Source organism: Arthrobacter livingstonensis (genome assembly GCF_003219815.1).
In the GTDB taxonomy this organism is placed as follows: Bacteria; Actinomycetota; Actinomycetes; order Actinomycetales; family Micrococcaceae; genus Specibacter; species Specibacter livingstonensis.
This window is the reverse complement of the sequence record NZ_QJVD01000046.1, coordinates 1-16,694: the sequence shown is the minus strand read 5'-3', so window position 1 is coordinate 16,694 and position 16,694 is coordinate 1. Positions and strand designations below refer to the sequence as shown.

General features: G+C 62.0%; 18 protein-coding genes and 1 pseudogene. 11 read left to right on the top strand and 8 right to left on the bottom strand.

The features are described from left to right. Window positions 1-333: 333 nt before the first annotated feature. On the bottom strand, window positions 334-1,014 hold the full coding sequence (locus tag CVV68_RS21605) for a TetR/AcrR family transcriptional regulator (RefSeq protein WP_170133304.1): 681 nt from the start codon (window positions 1,012-1,014) through the stop codon (window positions 334-336). Window positions 1,015-1,074: 60 nt separating this feature from the next. Between CVV68_RS21605 and CVV68_RS21600 the strand changes: the two genes are divergently transcribed. Next, complete coding sequence (locus tag CVV68_RS21600; protein ID WP_110503055.1) at window positions 1,075-1,929, top strand: alpha/beta fold hydrolase; 855 nt, start codon at window positions 1,075-1,077, stop codon at window positions 1,927-1,929. A 391-nt stretch (window positions 1,930-2,320) separates the two neighbouring features. Here the strand turns inward: CVV68_RS21600 and CVV68_RS21595 are convergent, their stop codons facing one another. Beyond that, window positions 2,321-2,689 carry a hypothetical protein gene (locus CVV68_RS21595; RefSeq protein ID WP_170133303.1) on the bottom strand — a complete coding sequence of 123 codons (369 nt, stop codon included), beginning with the start codon at window positions 2,687-2,689 and terminating at the stop codon, window positions 2,321-2,323. A 613-nt stretch (window positions 2,690-3,302) separates the two neighbouring features. Next, window positions 3,303-3,608: a hypothetical protein gene (locus CVV68_RS21590; RefSeq protein ID WP_146238993.1), complete on the bottom strand. Its 306-nt coding sequence runs from the start codon at window positions 3,606-3,608 to the stop codon at window positions 3,303-3,305. A gap of 66 nt (window positions 3,609-3,674) precedes the next feature. Between CVV68_RS21590 and CVV68_RS21585 the strand changes: the two genes are divergently transcribed. The 4 genes from CVV68_RS21585 (at window position 3,675) to CVV68_RS21570 (ending at window position 6,514) form a co-directional block, all read left to right on the top strand. Continuing rightward, window positions 3,675-4,010: a DUF3159 domain-containing protein gene (locus CVV68_RS21585; RefSeq protein WP_170133302.1), complete on the top strand. Its 336-nt coding sequence runs from the start codon at window positions 3,675-3,677 to the stop codon at window positions 4,008-4,010. Between the two features lie 77 nt (window positions 4,011-4,087). Next, window positions 4,088-4,516 (top strand): DUF2750 domain-containing protein, encoded by a 429-nt coding sequence (locus tag CVV68_RS21580; RefSeq protein ID WP_245933719.1) that lies wholly within the window; start codon window positions 4,088-4,090, stop codon window positions 4,514-4,516. A 128-nt stretch (window positions 4,517-4,644) separates the two neighbouring features. Further along, on the top strand, window positions 4,645-5,655 hold the full coding sequence (locus CVV68_RS21575; protein ID WP_110503051.1) for a hypothetical protein: 1,011 nt from the start codon (window positions 4,645-4,647) through the stop codon (window positions 5,653-5,655). Between the two features lie 511 nt (window positions 5,656-6,166). Then, window positions 6,167-6,514, top strand: a complete 348-nt coding sequence (locus tag CVV68_RS21570) for a VOC family protein (protein ID WP_110503050.1) — start codon at window positions 6,167-6,169, stop codon at window positions 6,512-6,514. Window positions 6,515-6,743: 229 nt separating this feature from the next. Here CVV68_RS21570 and CVV68_RS21565 read toward each other — a convergent pair whose 3' ends face one another. After that, window positions 6,744-7,202, bottom strand: coding sequence for a hypothetical protein (locus tag CVV68_RS21565; RefSeq protein WP_110503049.1), 459 nt, complete (start codon window positions 7,200-7,202; stop codon window positions 6,744-6,746). Then, on the bottom strand, window positions 7,199-7,978 hold the full coding sequence (locus CVV68_RS21560) for a DUF998 domain-containing protein (protein ID WP_170133301.1): 780 nt from the start codon (window positions 7,976-7,978) through the stop codon (window positions 7,199-7,201). Before CVV68_RS21560 ends, CVV68_RS21565 begins: the two co-directional genes overlap by 4 nt. Before the next feature lie 107 nt (window positions 7,979-8,085). Here CVV68_RS21560 and CVV68_RS21555 point away from each other — a divergent pair, with 107 nt between their 5' ends. Then, window positions 8,086-8,760: a TetR/AcrR family transcriptional regulator gene (locus CVV68_RS21555; protein ID WP_110503047.1), complete on the top strand. Its 675-nt coding sequence runs from the start codon at window positions 8,086-8,088 to the stop codon at window positions 8,758-8,760. 192 nt (window positions 8,761-8,952) lie between these two features. Here CVV68_RS21555 and CVV68_RS21550 read toward each other — a convergent pair whose 3' ends face one another. Further along, the gene (locus tag CVV68_RS21550) at window positions 8,953-10,422 is read right to left on the bottom strand and encodes a glycosyltransferase family 39 protein (protein WP_211320956.1); all 1,470 of its coding nucleotides are present in this window, start codon (window positions 10,420-10,422) and stop codon (window positions 8,953-8,955) included. Between the two features lie 188 nt (window positions 10,423-10,610). Here CVV68_RS21550 and CVV68_RS21545 point away from each other — a divergent pair, with 188 nt between their 5' ends. From CVV68_RS21545 to CVV68_RS21520, 5 genes and pseudogenes are all read left to right on the top strand, one after another. Continuing rightward, window positions 10,611-11,135: an RDD family protein gene (locus tag CVV68_RS21545; protein ID WP_110503045.1), complete on the top strand. Its 525-nt coding sequence runs from the start codon at window positions 10,611-10,613 to the stop codon at window positions 11,133-11,135. Window positions 11,136-11,366: 231 nt separating this feature from the next. Beyond that, window positions 11,367-12,428, top strand: a pseudogene (locus tag CVV68_RS21535) (IS30 family transposase). A gap of 101 nt (window positions 12,429-12,529) precedes the next feature. Then, entirely contained in the window at window positions 12,530-13,489 is a 960-nt protein-coding gene (locus CVV68_RS21530) for an ABC transporter ATP-binding protein (RefSeq protein WP_170133297.1), read from the top strand. 17 nt (window positions 13,490-13,506) lie between these two features. After that, complete coding sequence (locus CVV68_RS21525) at window positions 13,507-14,208, top strand: ABC transporter permease (protein WP_170133296.1); 702 nt, start codon at window positions 13,507-13,509, stop codon at window positions 14,206-14,208. A gap of 175 nt (window positions 14,209-14,383) precedes the next feature. After that, window positions 14,384-14,740, top strand: a complete 357-nt coding sequence (locus CVV68_RS21520) for an iron chaperone (RefSeq protein WP_110503040.1) — start codon at window positions 14,384-14,386, stop codon at window positions 14,738-14,740. Between the two features lie 229 nt (window positions 14,741-14,969). Here the strand turns inward: CVV68_RS21520 and CVV68_RS24030 are convergent, their stop codons facing one another. Beyond that, on the bottom strand, window positions 14,970-15,353 hold the full coding sequence (locus tag CVV68_RS24030; protein ID WP_110503039.1) for a hypothetical protein: 384 nt from the start codon (window positions 15,351-15,353) through the stop codon (window positions 14,970-14,972). Between the two features lie 262 nt (window positions 15,354-15,615). Beyond that, window positions 15,616-15,849, bottom strand: coding sequence for a hypothetical protein (locus tag CVV68_RS21510; protein ID WP_146238991.1), 234 nt, complete (start codon window positions 15,847-15,849; stop codon window positions 15,616-15,618). Between the last annotated feature and the right edge of the window lie 845 nt (window positions 15,850-16,694).

Below are 16,694 nucleotides of genomic sequence, written 5' to 3'. Positions count from 1 at the left end.
TGAAGACCAGAGCACAGGCGACCCGGCAACAACTTTCGACCACCACGGCGCGCAGCGGCACTGGAACGCTTACGGGACATTCTTGAATCACCAGCTGGTTATCGTCATTGCGGGATGATGCCCTTGGCTGTCTTGCCAGTGTAGCTGGATTGGCATCCTCCACGGCTAGCGCCCCTTTGCCGCCTCAACGATTGGAGCGGTCTGCATTAATCGATCGTCGGTTGTTCTCCCAAATTTGGGACGGACTTCTTGGGTGCTGGTGAAGCAATCGGCTCGAACGGCTTTCGCCCGTTGATCTTGTTCCGTGCCTTAGTCAAGACCAGAGGACGACCTCTAGCTGCTCGCGGAACTAGTCAGCCCAGTGCACAGGGCAAGAATAGTGCGGTCAAACAATCCCACCGGGTCAGGCGCGCTGCTGGGTTCACCCAGGGTTGCAGCAAGGTACGGATGGCGCTCCGCAGAGAGCAGGTCAAAAGGAAACGTGGAACTTGCAGACTGTTGGTGTTGTTGCGCGAAGAGCGAGATGATCCCCGTCACAAGCCCGATTAGTTCCATTTTCGCCCGTGCAGGAACTGCCAGCTTTTCCATCGCCTGAAGGTAGCTCTCGAACCAGACGAGAGTATTGGGCCCGAAGTTTTTGGCTTCCAGGGCGGCATGGATGAGCCATCCATGCCTTTGATGATGAGCCAGCTGCACGTTGGCAAGTTTGAGCATGGCTTCAGTCCAAGTGGTGCCGGGTTCCACTTGCTCCGGGGTTCCGATGGCCGCATCGACCATGAGTTCAATAATCTCTTCCCGCGAACTCACATATCTATACAGTGCGGGAGCGGTAGTTCCTAGAGTCCGTGCGATCGCCCGCATCGTCACGCCCTCGAACCCCTCGTCGTCGGCAATTTTGATTCCCGCCTCAGCGATACTCTGCCGCGAATGGAGGGGCGCTGGTCCTCGGGCCCCTCGGATAGGGCGAGACCAGAGGCTCACGGGGATTGGGGGGATCACGCTTTCGTCTGGCATGCTCCAATGATATATTGTAAACATCGTTAGCAGTATTTATTGTGAGCCTGAAAGGCGAAAATGGCCAAGCAAAACCTTGAGGCAAAGAAGTGGCATGTGACAGGTGCTGGAGATGTTCAGATACCCGTCGCAACCCTTGGTGCGGGGCCGGACCTGGTGCTGCTTCATGGTGGCGGCACATCCTCGATCGAGTACATGATGCTTGCGCACAGGCTCTCGCCCCGGTTCACCGTTCACCTCTACAACCGACGCGGGCGTCCTAACTCGGAACCGATGCACAGTAACGACACCGTCGGCACCGACATTGAAGACCTTTCGGCAGTAATGAAGGCAACCGGCGCGTCCCGCATTTTCGCCCACAGCGGCGGAGGGTTCATCGCATTCCAAGCCGCCCGCACCTTACCCATCACCCATGTTGCAACCTATGATGCAGCGCTTGCCATCGAAGGTATCGACGTACCGAAGGGCTACCTCGACGATTTCCAAATGGCGCTCGACGACGACGACATCATCACCGCCATCTCTATCGTTGGGGCCGCAGCCAACCCCGATGAGGCGCCCAAAAACATTCCAGTCTGGCTGCAACGATTCATGGTCGCAGCATTCCTGAAGAGCGTTTACGGGAAGAGGATGAAAGATCTCATCCACACATTCAAACCAGAGATCGAGCGGATTCTTGAGAATGAAGAGCCAGCCACCTTTTACGCAGACATCACGGCGAAGGTACTCCTTAGCACTGGCTCGCACAGCTCCACCTACTTCAGCCAGACCTGCGATGCTCTGATGGAAGTGCTGCCACACGCGCAACGACTCGTCGTGACTAAGGCCCGCCACAACACTGCTAATAGCGCCCCCGACCGGCTAGTCCAACCGCTGATGGATTTCTTGGCCGACGACAGTGACCCGAGAAGCTAATCCCTCACCAAGTCAGGCTGAACTCACAGAGTACAACGCACGGTGCGCTGTACTCTGTGAGCTTCCGAAACCTCTCGCAATCGCCACTCCTCAATGCGGTGAGACCTGGGCAAATAGGTCGAAGGAGGCCGAACCCCAGGAGATTGCCCTCTGGAACCACCAGGGTGTGACTTTTCACCTCCAGCGCTCGCATCAATCCACGGGGTCGGTTTCCGACCCCTAAACGGATTTCCGGTGCGCGTTGTGCATACGTTTCCCCCGCTTACACGGATAAGTCAGTCCCGGGCGGGCCGGCGTGAGGCATTTGATCCCGCTGTCCGTCGCGAGCAGGTCAGTTGTGCAGGGGCTTCGCCCCGCTGTGGGAAAGGAAAATCTAATTTTCGTGTCAGAGTCAGAGTTCGTTAGGCCCCTCGAACCAGACCGCGACGCCGGCTGGCGAACGAACGATGACGCATCGGGTGCGGAATCGCACGCCATCTTCCTCGACGTGAACTTCGTGGTCAAGATTGTCAGTAGTGCACGTGGCGATCACCTCGTCGATCTCTTTGATCGTCGCCACTTCGAACTGCCACCGCAACCCCTCGGCGTACACCGGATGCTCGGATGTCCCCCGTTGTAGCCCGATGATGGCGTCACCGTTCCGGATGGCAAGAAAACCCGGGAATTCGTCGCCCTCGTAGTGACGCTCGAATCCGAACCGCTCATAGAATTCGCGCTCAGCGTACTGGTCCGGCACATACATGATTGGGTGTAGTTGCATGGGCCAAGTATGCACTGCTGGCGGGGGTCGCGGAAGGGTGCGAAGCGAGTCTCAGGCCTCCTGAAATACGGGCCGGTTCGTTGTTGAAGTCTTTGTTGAGATTTGGTATGCAAGTGGGCGGTGGTCACCGGGCAGGCGCGCTGGGGTGTTGGTGAGTTCTTCGGTGAGAAGAGTCAGGGCGCGGGCTGCGCATGCGCTGTCGGGGGCATAGAGGGTAATGGTGATTTGGAGGGCTTCGTAGGTGATGTGTCCGCCTTGGTGGAGCGGATTCCGGGTGATTGCCCGGTATTCGTCAAGGTCACCGAGGTAGGCGTTGGTGGATGCCGGGCAGGGCGGTATTCATCTGTTTCGGAGTGCCGTCCCCGGCAAGGAGTTGGGCCAGGGCGCGTTCGGCGAAAGGGACGGTCGCATGTGGACGATTTACCTTGTAGCTGGATGGTCGTCACCAATCCACGTATTGCCTGACGATATCTGAGAAGGCCGTCGATGCGCGTCTCGCGACTCGCGTGAGAATTGTCAGTTCGGATCTGTGACACAGGCTCTGTCAAGGAAGCCGTCCGACGGTGGAGTATGAAGACAGACGAAACAGAGGTGTACCAGTGGAACAGACAGATCATGAGGGGATCGCACGGGCGTTGAGGGAACACCCGGGGAAGAAAGGCGTGGTCTTCAACATCGCTGTCACGGTGCTGGAGGTCGGCGGGGGCATCGGGCTCTTCCACCTCGCCAAGGGCATCAGCGGAAATGACGTTGCCGCGTACCTGGCAGGCAGCATCGCCCCGCTGCTCGGGGCGGTGGTGGTCTGGGCCCGCTCGAGGAAGTTCAGCGGCGCTTCAGCAGCAATGTTCGCGTTCGTCGCGCTGTCGGCGGTGGTGGCGGCGGTGGTGGGCAGAACGGATCCGAAAGTGTTGCTGTACAAGGACTGCGCCATCACGGCGCTGGTGGGTCTGGTGTTCGGGCTGTCCTGTATTCTGATGCCTCGCCCGTGGTGTTCTATTTCGCCCAGCGCTACGGTACGGACGGGACCCGTGAAGGTATGTCCGCGTTCGACAAAATGTGGGACGCCTACCCGGCCTTTCGCCACGGCATGTACCAGATCAGCATCATCTGGACCGTGATCTACCTCCTCCAGGCCGGCGCCACGGCCCTGATCATCGCCTCCACGACCTTCTCAGCCGCGTACAACTGGAACCAGATCCTGCCGATCACCGCTTTCGTTGTGGCGATGGCCCTGACTATGCTCATCGCCCGCCACGGCCAACGCGCTGGCCGTCAGGCCGCCGCAGACGCCGCAGGTGATCAGGGGAATAGCTCCACATGAACGCCCCCGAGAGGTCCCGCGGGCTCGTCTGAAATGCCACAAGACAGACACACGTATGCCGAAACGACAAACCTTGAGTGTCCGTAGGCCGTTCCACATCGGTCCTTCGGAGGCGCTGTTACCGGCAGTGCACGTGGCACGATGTTCACACGGGAATCAGTGCCGCACATGCAAGCGCGTTTTACGACGAAGTACTTGGCTTTCAGACGGTCTGGGCCACTAGCGATGCGAATGGATACCCAGCCCCTCGCAATAGCGACGGGCACCGCAGCATGCCATTCTGGTCTGCAAAGAGCCGCGCTGAAAGAATCACCACCTCCCTGGACGCTGACAAGGAATTCTCAGTCGTTTCGATTGCCCTCGGCGAATGGCGTTCAAGGTGGCTTCCTGGACTCGACGCCGACGGAATTCTCGTAGGACTCAACTGGTCCGGAACCCACGCCACAGCCTATGACGTGGCACCAACCGAAGTCATGGTTTCGCTGTCCACACGAGAACTCAGGTAGTCGGTCGCTCAATCACTCCCAAATGTCCCAGCCAAGGTTCGGTCTGCGGGACGACTCAACGCGGTCCGGTACCTGCAATCGCAGGTTATCGTTGGTCGTTTTGTCGTTTGCGGTGCAAGGATGTTGTTGTGAAAGGGACAGATTTGGCGGTTGGTGAACCGGTGCGTCGCCGGGCCGGGCTAGTCATTCTCGCTTCGCTCGCGCTTGCGTGCCTTTTCGCTGCGGTGACGGTGGTGAGTAAGGAGACGCCGGCGCTGGCCTTGCGCCAGCCGTGGCAGGATGATCCATACGATGTTTTGGTTTCACTCGATTTCGTCCTCCTGCCGCTTCTGGTGGCCCTCGGTGTGTTGCGGGTGCAGCTGTGCCGCCGATATGAACTTTTACCGGTGCGGCGGTTGGTGGACGTGCTGCGCGTGGCGGGAGCAGCCCTCGGTGTTTGCCTGGCTACCGAGCTGGCCGAATGGGTCGCCGTGGCCCTGGGCCGCCACCGTGCGAGCTGGACAACAGTGACGGGATTGCAGCTGGCTGCGCTTACCGTGTTGACCGCGCTCACAATCACGGCGCTCATGCTGGTGCGTCGCGCGTCTCGTCGGGTGATGCTCTTGGGACGTGCTGCCTCACAGCCTGACTGGCTCGCTGACGCCGTCGCTGTCGGCGTACGTGCAGCAGGAGTTCTGGGGCGAGACCGCGGCTGGGCGCTGGCAGTAGTGCGTTGGACGGACGCCCGGGTGATCACGCGGGTTCGAACGCAGCCTATTGCTGCGGCAGGGATACTCGCTGTTCTTCTTGCGTTGCCTTTCGTCGCGGCGAAGGTAGTCATTGAGTGCTACCCGGCGCCGCTGGTGATTCTTTCTTTCGTCTTCCTCGCCGGGAGCCTGTTCGCTTTCGTCGTCGTGATCGGCGCCTATCTGCTTCTTGTCCCACCACGCCGAGCTACACCACCGGCGTGGCTGATCACCGCGGTTGTGGCGTTCACAGCAGGGACTGTGACTTTCGCATTCCACGACTCACTGCTTACACATCAGACGGTCAGCGGCCTGGGCGCACTCTATTTCGGTGCCGCCCTCGCAGCTGCCACCGTAAGCCTCGCCCTACAGAAGCTGGGGCACCTCCGCACACCACCCGCCCCCCGACGATAGCTATTCGACTGCAGGGCGCCGAAGCCGCGCTGGGCCTCCGCAGGGACTGACAGGTACGCGATGTGTGGAGTCAGGGCAGGCTGAGCTGAACGCGTGCACGAGCGTGTCGACCGTGGCGGTCAGCGCCGCTTCCCCACCGATCCGTTCGCGCAAGCTGCAATGCTCACCGTCCCGCAGACCGTTCTCCCTACGGGATTCACGGGGGAGGAAATCCTTCACGGAACGCACGTAGTTCGGCTGCCGAGCCATTGAAGGTTCGGGCCTCCCTCCAAGCGATCCGTGGCTGTGGCCAGGGTCGAGCCAAGCCCGGCCACTTGCGTCTTTGATGACAAATGCGGCGGCTCGTCCCTTGACGCGGCGTACATGGTCGGAGAATGATGATCGCGTGCGAGGTGGTTCGAGACGCGTAGCACCAACGCGCGTGTGCAAGGTGGGTTCGGGGCATCGTGGGGCTCAACGGCAACGTTTCGGATTCACCGGAAGAATTCTTCACCTAGGAAAAGGATTTGAGATGTCAAACGAAGTCGACTATTTCGAGATAGGTTCACCCGATCCGGAGGCATCAAAGGCCTTCTACTCGGGACTGTTCGGTTGGGAAGTGGGTCCTCCGTCCTCCCCGGCCCAATACAGCATGGTCAACACTGACGAAGGCGGCCTTTGGGATACTTCGGGGATGGGCGGTGCGAACTGGGCGATCTTCTACGTTCACGTCGACGATGTGCCCGCGGCAATCGACAAAGCGACAGCGCTCGGTGCAACGGTTGCGCTCCCGTTGGTTGACAATGGGCGGATCGAGTTCGCGCAGCTCCTTGACCCGCTCGGTAACCGATTCGCGATCTGGCAGCCCAAGGGGGCATAGAGCGGTCAACACAACAGGGGTGGGTAGTTGACTCCGGACGGGGTGAAAGCGCAATTGTGCGACTTTTCAGCCCCAGCGCGCGCATGAATCCACGGGTCGGTCTCCGACTGGCTTACGGGCTGACCACGCGCGGGATCGCTATTAGTGGCGTCCGTGCTGGGTTGTGTTGTCGCCCGCCAGGGGAGAAGTCGGTCGGCGATTGATTTGTTGTGGACTGCCTGGTTCGCAACTATGGGCCGCTGGAGTCCGTGTCGTGCCAGGTGGTGGCTCGCCAGAGTGGCCGCCCCGCCAGGTGGGTGGCACCGAGCAGGAAGGCTGCGGCGAAGACCAGGTCGATTGGTACCAGTGTGAGGCGCCCGGTGAAGGAGGCGGTGATCGCGTCGAGGACCTGGATGAGCGCGGTCAGTAGCATCAGTGCGGTCAGGGCGCGTCGCGCCCGAAGGGCGAGCATGAGCAAGAGCGTCACGGCCATGGCCAGATTGCGGGTCAGGAAGTAGTCGGCGTAGCTCTGCCCCGCGGTGTGGAGGGATTCTCCTGCGGGGTGGAGGGCCAGCAGCCCACCCGTTGCGGTGAGCAACGCGCCGAGCACGACGATGCCGACCAACCACCAGGACCACGGGGTGCGGCTGACCGCTGTGGGCGTGGCGGGCGGGTCGGCAGCCGGGAATGGTGTTGATTCGGAATTCATGATCGTCTTTCCTGTTCCTGTGGACATGCTGGGATGGGTGCAAGCCTGCCGTGGTGGAGCAGCAACCGGCAGATCACGATGACGCTGAAGATCAGCGGCGTGATCGATGCGAGTTTCTCGAACATGCCGGCGAACTCGGCATGGCCGAGGGTGCTGCCGAATGCAGACAGGAACCCCATCATGGCCATTGCGGTGAGCACGGCGAACAGTGCCCAGCCGCGCCAGCGCGGCTCGCGGCGCAGCCGGTACGCCAGCACGAGCAGGCTCGCGATCGTGGCGAGCAGGCTCAACACGGCCGCACCGGTGTGGATTTGTGCGTGCACGGTGGCGGTGACCGGGACGGGGACCCCGGGCGGGAACCCGGCTCCCGGATCCTGGGTAAACACCCCCGCGGTGATCAACATGACACCGGCAAAGACCTTCAACCCGGGATACCAGCCGCTGCCGGCCCCCGGTGCCAGGGTGGCACGCCAGCCTGCCGCCGAGCTACAGGTCAACGCGCCAAAGACGATGAAGTTCGCGACCTGCACCCAGCCGCCGGTGCCCAGGCTCAAGGCGCTCATGGGCTGGCTCAGCGGGTCGTAACCGGGCCGGAGGGCGCCATCGAGCAGGAATGTGGCATTGAAGAGCAGCGAGCCGAGCAGGCCAAGGGCGAGGAACAAGCGATGCGCGCGCGAACCGGGAACGAGCTGCGGATGGGGCCCTTGGCGTGGCGCCATCCCGGCGGCGTGCGCGGCCTCATTCTCACCCGAAAGCCAACCCACGTTTTCGCTCATCCAGACCCACCTCCGCGGGAACATATCATTTAGTGTACGCCCGTAGCCTCACAACTGTTGTGTTATATTGGTGCCAGTTCACGGCTGACCCGAGGAAGGTGTCGTTCATGACGCAGACGCCCACCCGTCGTACTGATCCGCCCACGAGTGGGCGCCGCAACAATCCGCGCGGCGAGGGCGCCCGACTCCGCGAGGAACTCATTGACGCCGCGTGCGCCCTGCTCGCCGAGACGGGCAGCGCCAGTCGGCTTTCCATTCGCGCCGTCGCCGCGCGAACGGGTGTCGCGGCGACCTCGGTCTACCTCCACTTCGCGGACCTGGACGAGATCAAGCTGGCCGTCGCCGACCGCGCCTTCGCCGACCTGGGCGCCGCCCGCACTGCCGCGACGGCCGGAATTGACGACCCCGCCGCGGAGCTCACCGCCCGCTGCCTGGCCTATGTCGACTTCGCTCTCACCCACCCGGGCCAGTACCGGCTGATGTTCGGAGCCGACCTGCCCGCGGACCTGTTCACCCGCAGCTACGAGAGTGCCGCCTCCCCAATCCGCACCGCGTACGAGTCACTGATCGATGCGATCCGCCGCTGTCAACGGACCGGAGCCACACACGACGACACCGACCCGAACCGGTTGGGCGCACTCCTGTGGCCGGCCCTGCACGGGCAAATCACACTACGACTCGACCGGCCACACCTCCCCCGCCCTCCGCTGCACGAGCTGGTCACCGAAACCGTCCAACGCCTCATCGGTCTCCACTACGGCGACAGCACGCCGCGCCCGTGACCGGGGTCTATCCCGATGTGGCACCCTGTCCGGGCCGGAATCCGCTCCCGGCCCCACTTTCAGGGCTGCCTGAAACACAGTCCGGTGACAGCCCGGCTCGCCGGACACATGGCGGCGGACACCTGAACGTCATTGCGAACCAGGACGAGTTGTCCTCACCACACCGGCCGTCGTTGACCGGCTCCATCCGTGCTATCCGAGTTTCTCGACCTGGGGCCAGAGCCGGGTCCACGGCATTGTGTGTCCGGTGCACCACTGGACGGGGGCGCCGTCTTCTGAGTTGCCGACGCCGGACGGGCTGTGCAATCGGGCGCGCAGGGTGCAGCTGGCGTACCAGGCGTGCAGTTGGGCTGCCGGGAAGTCGCCGACGACGATGGCGTCGGTTGCCGACTCCGGTGGCGGACCCCAGTACCAGAAGGCGTTGTTCCCGGAGTAGACCGGCGGCAGTCGTGTGGTGCCGCCGGCCCGGGCGAGATAAAGCGCGCCGGCTTCCCCGTAGTTGGAGGCCAGAACGATCGTGTGCGGTTGCTCTTCTGGCGGGATCGCGGCGGCCACCGTGGCCACGGTGCGGATGTAGCCGTCCCAGCCGACGGTCTCACCCATGTCCGGGTTCGGGCCCATGCCCACTTTAAACAGGGCCGAGCCGACCGGAAACACGGGCAGGGTCAGACCGACGGTGATGATGATCGAGACGGCCACCAGTAAACCACCCAGGATCCGGCGCCAGGGCCGCCGACTCACCCAATCCACCACGGGCCCCGCCCCGGCCGCCATCAACGCCGGGTAAAATGCCGCCGGGTAGTAGGCCTTGCCGCCACTGGCAAGCATCAACGCCAGGAAGATCAGGAAACCGGCAGCCAGCCAACCGTACCGGTTGCGCCGCCAGGGCATCCGCACTAGCCGCACCACACCGATCACCAGCACAAGGCAGATCACCGGCCCGATCTCCAACGCCGTCACCGGAATCAGAGCCGCACGGGACGTCGAGGATCCCGACCCGCCGCTGGCGATGTCTTGGGCGATAACCAGTTGCGGCCAGCCATGGGCGGCCTGCCACAAAAGGTTGGGTGCAGCCAACACCAATGCGATCACGGCCGCTATCCACGGCTTGGCGCTGGCCAGGGGCCGGCGCGGGCCAAGGACCAGGATCCCGGCCAGGCAGCACAGCATCACCAGGGCAGCGAGCACCTTGATCTCCATGGCCACCCCGGTCAGAACACCGAAGCCGATCCACGGCTCCCACCGTTGCGGGGTCGAGCGTAACGCCCGGAGCAGCATCCACAACGCCGCGGCCGTTGCCAGCATGTCAAAGACGGTGGTCCCAAACAGGTGCCCGGTCGCCAGCACGATCGCGAGCAACCCCGTTGCTGCTGCCGCGCCGAGCTGGTGCGCTCGCGAACTCGAGAACTCTCGCCCGATCAGCCCACCAAGCACCACGTAACTGCCGGCGGCCAGTGCCGGCAGAATGCGAAACGCCCACAAGTTCGCGCCAACCAGCGCGTACCAGCCCGCTGCCAGGTAGGGAACGAGCATCGGATTATCCGGCGCCGCGATCGCCGGATGCTGCCCGGTGACCACGAAGTAGTACTCGTCGCGGTGGAACCCGTACCACCCCGCGACCACCATCAGGGCGATCACCAACACCCCCGCGGTCACCAGCACACCCGTTGGCAACCGCGGACCCCGAGCCTGACCAACCCGAACCATCACCCTGCAAGCCTAAGCGGGCAGTACGCAGCAGAAAAGGATTCGTGGTGCAGCCCCAAAAAAAGTCCCGCTTGAGGTCACGGCCTCGGTGACCGTTCCGCTTGTGGACGGTCCCATGGCGAGGCGCTGGTAGGCTCGCAAACGTGAATCGACACCCCTGGAGACGCTTGGCGGCTTGGCTCGTTGACTGGCTGCTGGTCCTGGGATGGGTGGCCATTACTGCCGCCGCGGGGGTTCCTTTGTTCCTCAGCGGCGTGACAAGAGGATTGTCAGCCGTAGAACTGAATCTCGTAGCAACACTCGTGTTGGTGGCCCCGGTGACCCTTGGAATGGCTGGGCTCGAATCAAGCCTTCGCGAAGCAACCCTTGGTAAGCGCGCTCGTCAGCTGATTGTCATCAACGTCGCAACGGGACAGCGCATATCCATGAAACGCGCACTCCTTCGCAACGCCGTGAAGATAACTTTGCCGTGGACGATTGGTCATGCAGCCGCGTATGGGATCGTCGACACGAGCGCGACAGGCTTCGTTCCACTCTCTATCTGGATCGTGACTGCCATTGCCTACGTTCTGCCAACCACATACGTTGTCTCACTGTTCATCGGCTCAGGACGGACACCCTACGATCGAATCTCCGGCACAGCTGTTGTTGCCCACACACCCACCTAAATCAGCGACACCCGATCGAGAAGCGCACTCAATCTCCTGCGTCCGTTCGCCGTTCCGCAAGCGGGACGATCCGTGGCGCCGAACTGTCTCGTTATCGAGGCGTCTCGTAATTCATGCGACGCGAAATTGCCGGGCGCGCCCGGGGACGCCACCTCAGCCCGAGTTCTAGGCGGAAGTGCAACACCCTTAGGGTGTGGTTGTTGAGTTCACATCGTGAGGGGTTGCACTTCCTTGTCCGCACAATACCGACATTTGGCGCTTGATGACCGGATCCAGATCCAAACACAGTACGAGAAGGGGGCCAGCGAGGCGCAGATCTCCCGCGAGATCGGGGTGCATCGTTCCACGATTACCCGGGAGTTGACCCGTAGGGCGTGGCAGCCCGAGCAGGACCACGCGAACTTACGCCCGTACTAGCGGAACCGGTTGGATACCCGTGGCCCCAAAGAATGCTTGTGTTTGAGGTCTCAAGCCCAGTTGCGGGCCGTGACACGTGCGGGCGCCTCGCATCAGCCGTATCGGATGCGCCACGACCGGTTGGTCGACTGGGTGATCCAACGGTTAGAGAAAGGTTGGAGCCCGCAGGAGATCTCCGGCCGCCTGGCGGTAGAGTTCCCCAATGACGCGGCCATGCGGGCCAGTACGGAGATTATCTACGCCTGGATCTATGACCCTGCCCGGCGGCATCGACAACTGTGGCAGTACCTGCCGCGCGGACACAAGAAGGGCCGGCGGGTGCACTCGGAGCGGATCAGATGGCGCACCTCCATCCATGCCCGCCCGGCCGAGGTCGAGGACCGACTTCAGTTCGGGCATTGGGAATCTGACAGTGTCCTGGGGGTTCGCGGCACCGGCGCCCTGCACACCACCGTGGAACGCGTCTCCCGGTTTCTGCACGCGGCCACACTCCCCGGCCCGACTGCGCAGGCCACCCTGGATGGGCAGCTGTCCTTCTACCGGCAACTGTCCGTCCAAGCGGTCGCTTTTGTGACTGCGGACAACGGATCCGAGTTCGCGTTCCATCACCGCCTCGCCGACACGATCGGGGTGCCAACCTACTTCGCCGACCCCTACTCCGCATGGCAGCGGCACGAACGAACACTTCAACGGAAGGATCCGCAAATACCTGCCCATGGGCTCCAGCTTCACCAACCTCGCCCAGGCCGAGCTGAACGAGATCATCGCCGAGATCAACGACCGACCCCGCAAGATCCTCGGCTGGGCCCCTCCGCTGAAGTCTTCGGCGAGCTATGCTCCATGCAGGCCACACCCACCTGTTGCACTTCCACCTAGAACTCGGGCAGCCGACGCGATATGATTTTGCATGCGAGTTGCGTTGGCTTCACTCCGAGATTCAAGCACTAGCTGCCTCGATCGGCGAGACGGAATCACAGGTGGTTAGTCCGGATCGAGCCAGACTCGCCCTCTCGACGGTGGGGCTGGGCCGCCGATTCGGCGACCGCACCGCTTTCGAGAATGTTTCGTTCGACGTCACCGTTGGTGAGGTTTTTGGCTTCCTCGGTCCTAATGGTGCGGGGAAGACCACGCTGGTGCGAACCCTCAGCACGCTGATCGTTCCGACATCCGGCTCTGCGATCGTCGCCGGGGTGCCCCTGAGTCCAGAACATGGCGAGGAGATCCGCGGGCGCATCGCCGTGATGCCCGAGTCGCCGGGGCTCTACCTGCGGCTAAGCATCCGGGAGAACCTTGAATGCTTCGCTGACCTGTATGGCGTGTGCTCTGCAGCCTCTCGCGTGGACGGCGTTCTCGAGGCTGTGGGCCTGGCGAGTCGCGCACGGGACCTGTGCGGGTTGCTGTCGAAGGGAATGCGTCAGCGGGTCGCCCCGGCCCGGGCATTGCTGAGCGAACCCCAGCTGCTCTTTCTTGACGAGCCGACCGCCGGTCTCGACCCGGTAGCCTCGCGGGACGTTCATGATCTCATCGGCGAACTCCGTCAGCGCGGTGTGACGATCTTCCTCACCACACACCGGCTTGAGGAAGCCGAACGGCTCTGTGATCGTGTCGCGATCCTTAACACGACGCTGCAGACGATCGGTCGGCCAAACGAACTGCGAGAGCAACTGTTCGCGACGACGCTGGCCATCCAGACTTTGTCACCGCTACTCGACCGCGGGCGAGTGTTCACTGGTCTGCCCTCGGTGACGGGCTGGCGAGAAGATGGTCCCCAGCACTACGTCCTGACCGTGACCGATCCAGTCGTTGCTGCGCCGGCAACAGCGCGGGCTCTCGTGGCTGCCGGAGCCGACATCATCTCGATGGCCGAGGAACGAGCCTCGCTGGAGGACGTCTACCTCAAGCTCATCGATGGCAAGCGCGAGGGGGGACACGAATGAAAGTGAGAGTCAGACGCGTGCGGGCAATCTTCCGCAAGGAGCTACGGGAGTTCCGTCGCCGACCCTCCATCATCTTCGCCATGTCGGCCATCCCCGTGATCTTCCTCATTCAGCCGCTCGTCGTCGCCTTCGGGCTCACTGCCTCGGCGGCGGGGCCCATCGGACACGAGCACCTGCTGCTGTACTTGCTCGGCATCCCCGCGCTGACGCCAGTGTTGATCGCGGCATACGCAGTCGTGGGAGAGCGCGAACAGGGCACGTTGGAGCCGATGCTTACCACGCCGGTTCGCCGCAACGAGTTCGTTCTCGCGAAAGCGCTCGCCTCGCTCCTGCCCTCCGTCGGCGTTGCCTACCTGGTCTTCGCCGGCTTCGTGGCGTGCATTGCGCTTTTCACTAACCCCGCAGTGGCATCCGCCGTCCTGCACTGGCCTCAGATCCTCGCTCAAGTGCTGTTCACGCCACTCATCGCCGCCTGGACCATCTGGATCGGCATGTTCATTTCAGCGAAGTCCAACGACATCCGGGTCTCCCAACAGTTGGGCATGCTCGCTAGTCTTCCGGCGGTGGTGGTCATCGCCCTCGTAGCATTCAACATCATCCCTGCGACGCCCAGCCTTGCTCTGTGCTACGCAGCAGCCCTGGTCTTGTTCGACGTGCTCGGATGGGGGGCGGTCTCGTTAGCTTTCAACCGAGAACGACTCGTCATCGGAACCCGCTGAAATCACGGTGCTCCGCGTCCGACATTGAGCCGGCCAGGAATTATCCGTAAGCCGTTCCCGAGCGGACACGGATGAACCGCGAAGCCGGCCTTGGGCATTCGTGCGGCCGTCATCGTGGTTTTGGAGGGCGGGATGCGCAGGGTTTGTTGTGTGATGGCGGTAGTACGATCAGATCATGGGAACAGCAGTCATCACATATCTGAGCACGATCGACGGTGCCGATCGTGCCGCCCTCGAACGTGTCTACAAGATCGCGCGCGAGATCGTGCCCGAGGCCCAGGAGGGCACGAGCTACGGCATGGCCGCGCTCATCTACCGGGGTAAAGGCCTCATCGCTACAGTGCGGGCAAAGAAGTTTCTGGCGCTCTACCCATACAGTGGCGCAGTTGTGGCAGCTAATCTCAATGTACTGGCCAATTTCGAAACGACGACCGGAAGCATCCACTACTCTGCGGAGCATCAGCTACCTGATATCGCCCTGCAGAGCATCGTCACTGCACGGCGAGCCGAGATTGACGCAAAAACCCGCTAGGCAATCCTTTCTGGCCGCCAACCGGGATCACTTTGTTTGCTATGCAGCCGGTCATAAACGACCGCTCAGGGTCGAGTTCGCGACGACGTTGTGTCTGTTCAAGGTTCCTGCTCTGGGAACGGCCGTACCTCGAAACCTCGCCGCCCAGGCCTAAGCATGCCTGGACTCCGTCCGAGCGTGCTACAAGCAACGGTCGGCAAGTCCGGCAGTTTCTTTCAAAGGGATGATGTTAGTTCGCACCGATGTCAATGACGTAACTATTCACGCCAACCAATTTCGCCGTCTTGCCCGCGCCAGCGAAACGCAGAACATGACAGAAACCCATTTTCGTACCGTCACTCAACTCAAGGACACCGTCGACACTTGCTCCACGCCCGTGAGTAAGCAGCGAGCCGAAAACCACTGCACTGACCGACGGGAGCCCGGATACCCAAGCCACAACGGCAGGTCCTCCCACCAGATGTTGCTCCCCGACGAGGGCCCATGAAGCATCATTAGTTACCAGGGATGCAACAAAGTCGACGTCCTTGACCGCAAGTGCCACCACGAGATCGCGCACAATCGTCTTCCGCGGAGCATTACCGCAGTCGGGTTCCTCCCGGATCGCCACCATACCCCGACTATACAATCTACTTCAGCGATTACGCCTCGATACATCCCCTACCGGTAACCGTCCTACTCAGCGTTCCCCTGTGGAACATGACCACCGCCAACATCCCATCTACACCACTCTGGTTTCGGTGCGCCGTGCGTCTACCGCCAAGCTGGACAACTACAGACACGTAGACAAAGTAGGAGCGCCCCGGAATGTTGCTCCGTGGACGGCGCACGCAAAACCCTTGCCCTGAAAAGGGAGAGGGCCGGGATCAGCAGGTTTAGCTACGCGCCCGTCTGGCGACGAGGTAGAGCGGGAACGTCAACGCGAACAGCAGCAGACACAGCGCAGCCCAATCACGCGGGCTCTCCACGGTGAGCCCTAAGACCGTCACAATCACGGGCCGGCGCTCCTTTTCACGAGACCGGGCATCCCGCAACACCCACCCGGCCACGCCAAGCAGTAGCGCACCCAGCATGAGGGGCAGCCACAACGACAGCAACTGGTTATCCATAAGAAAATTATACGATTAGTACATGACCGGTCGACCCGCGCGACGTGGGTCCATTCACGAAATCCCCACGCAGTATTAGGCCAACGGGCGCACCGTGGCCAACCCAGCTAACGTGTAACCGTTCGGGCCCAATGCGGGCATGATGAAAGCGAGCCAGAAGGCACGGTCAATGCCAATGTCGGACTTGAACGGTTTGCTAACGCGCTGACAGTTTTGACGTCCAGGATTCTGGCGACCGTTCTCGGGAAGCACAGGGCTTCAACCCAGAAAGGCTTGGGCGTGACATACGCGCCCCTTCTGAGACCACCAATCAGTGCAGACTGGCCCAACTGCCTCAGATGACAAAATCTTGTTGTGTCCGTTTATAGTTCCCCCCAGAGGGCACCTGGTCGTGGTCGAAATTCATCCTCGACCACGCTTTCACGCGAACGTTGAAATGCCCTCCGGTGATCGTCCCGGTGGTGATGGGTGCTTGGGTGAGCGGCGGCGCTTGTTCCCGTCGGCGGTCCGAAGAATGCAGGGCCTTCGCGGGTGTGGGGCGGTTGGGTCGTAGCGCGCCGGAGTGAAGGGGTGTGGTTTCGCGGTGGCAGGTGTTCGCGCCGATGTGGCGCAGTGATCCCGATGCGCAGTTCTCATTTCCGCCCCTTGCTGGGACCATGGCTTTGAGGTTCTGGGATAGGAATGTTCATGGGCGTGCTGGCTGGACGGGTTGTCTTGGTGACTGGAAGTTCGAGGGGAATCAGGTCCGCGATCGGAATTAAGCCGACGTCTTATCTGGGGAAATACAAATTTTTCCGTTGTTTCCCCTGATAGACCACTTGCGTACGCGTCCGTAAGGGAGCGCT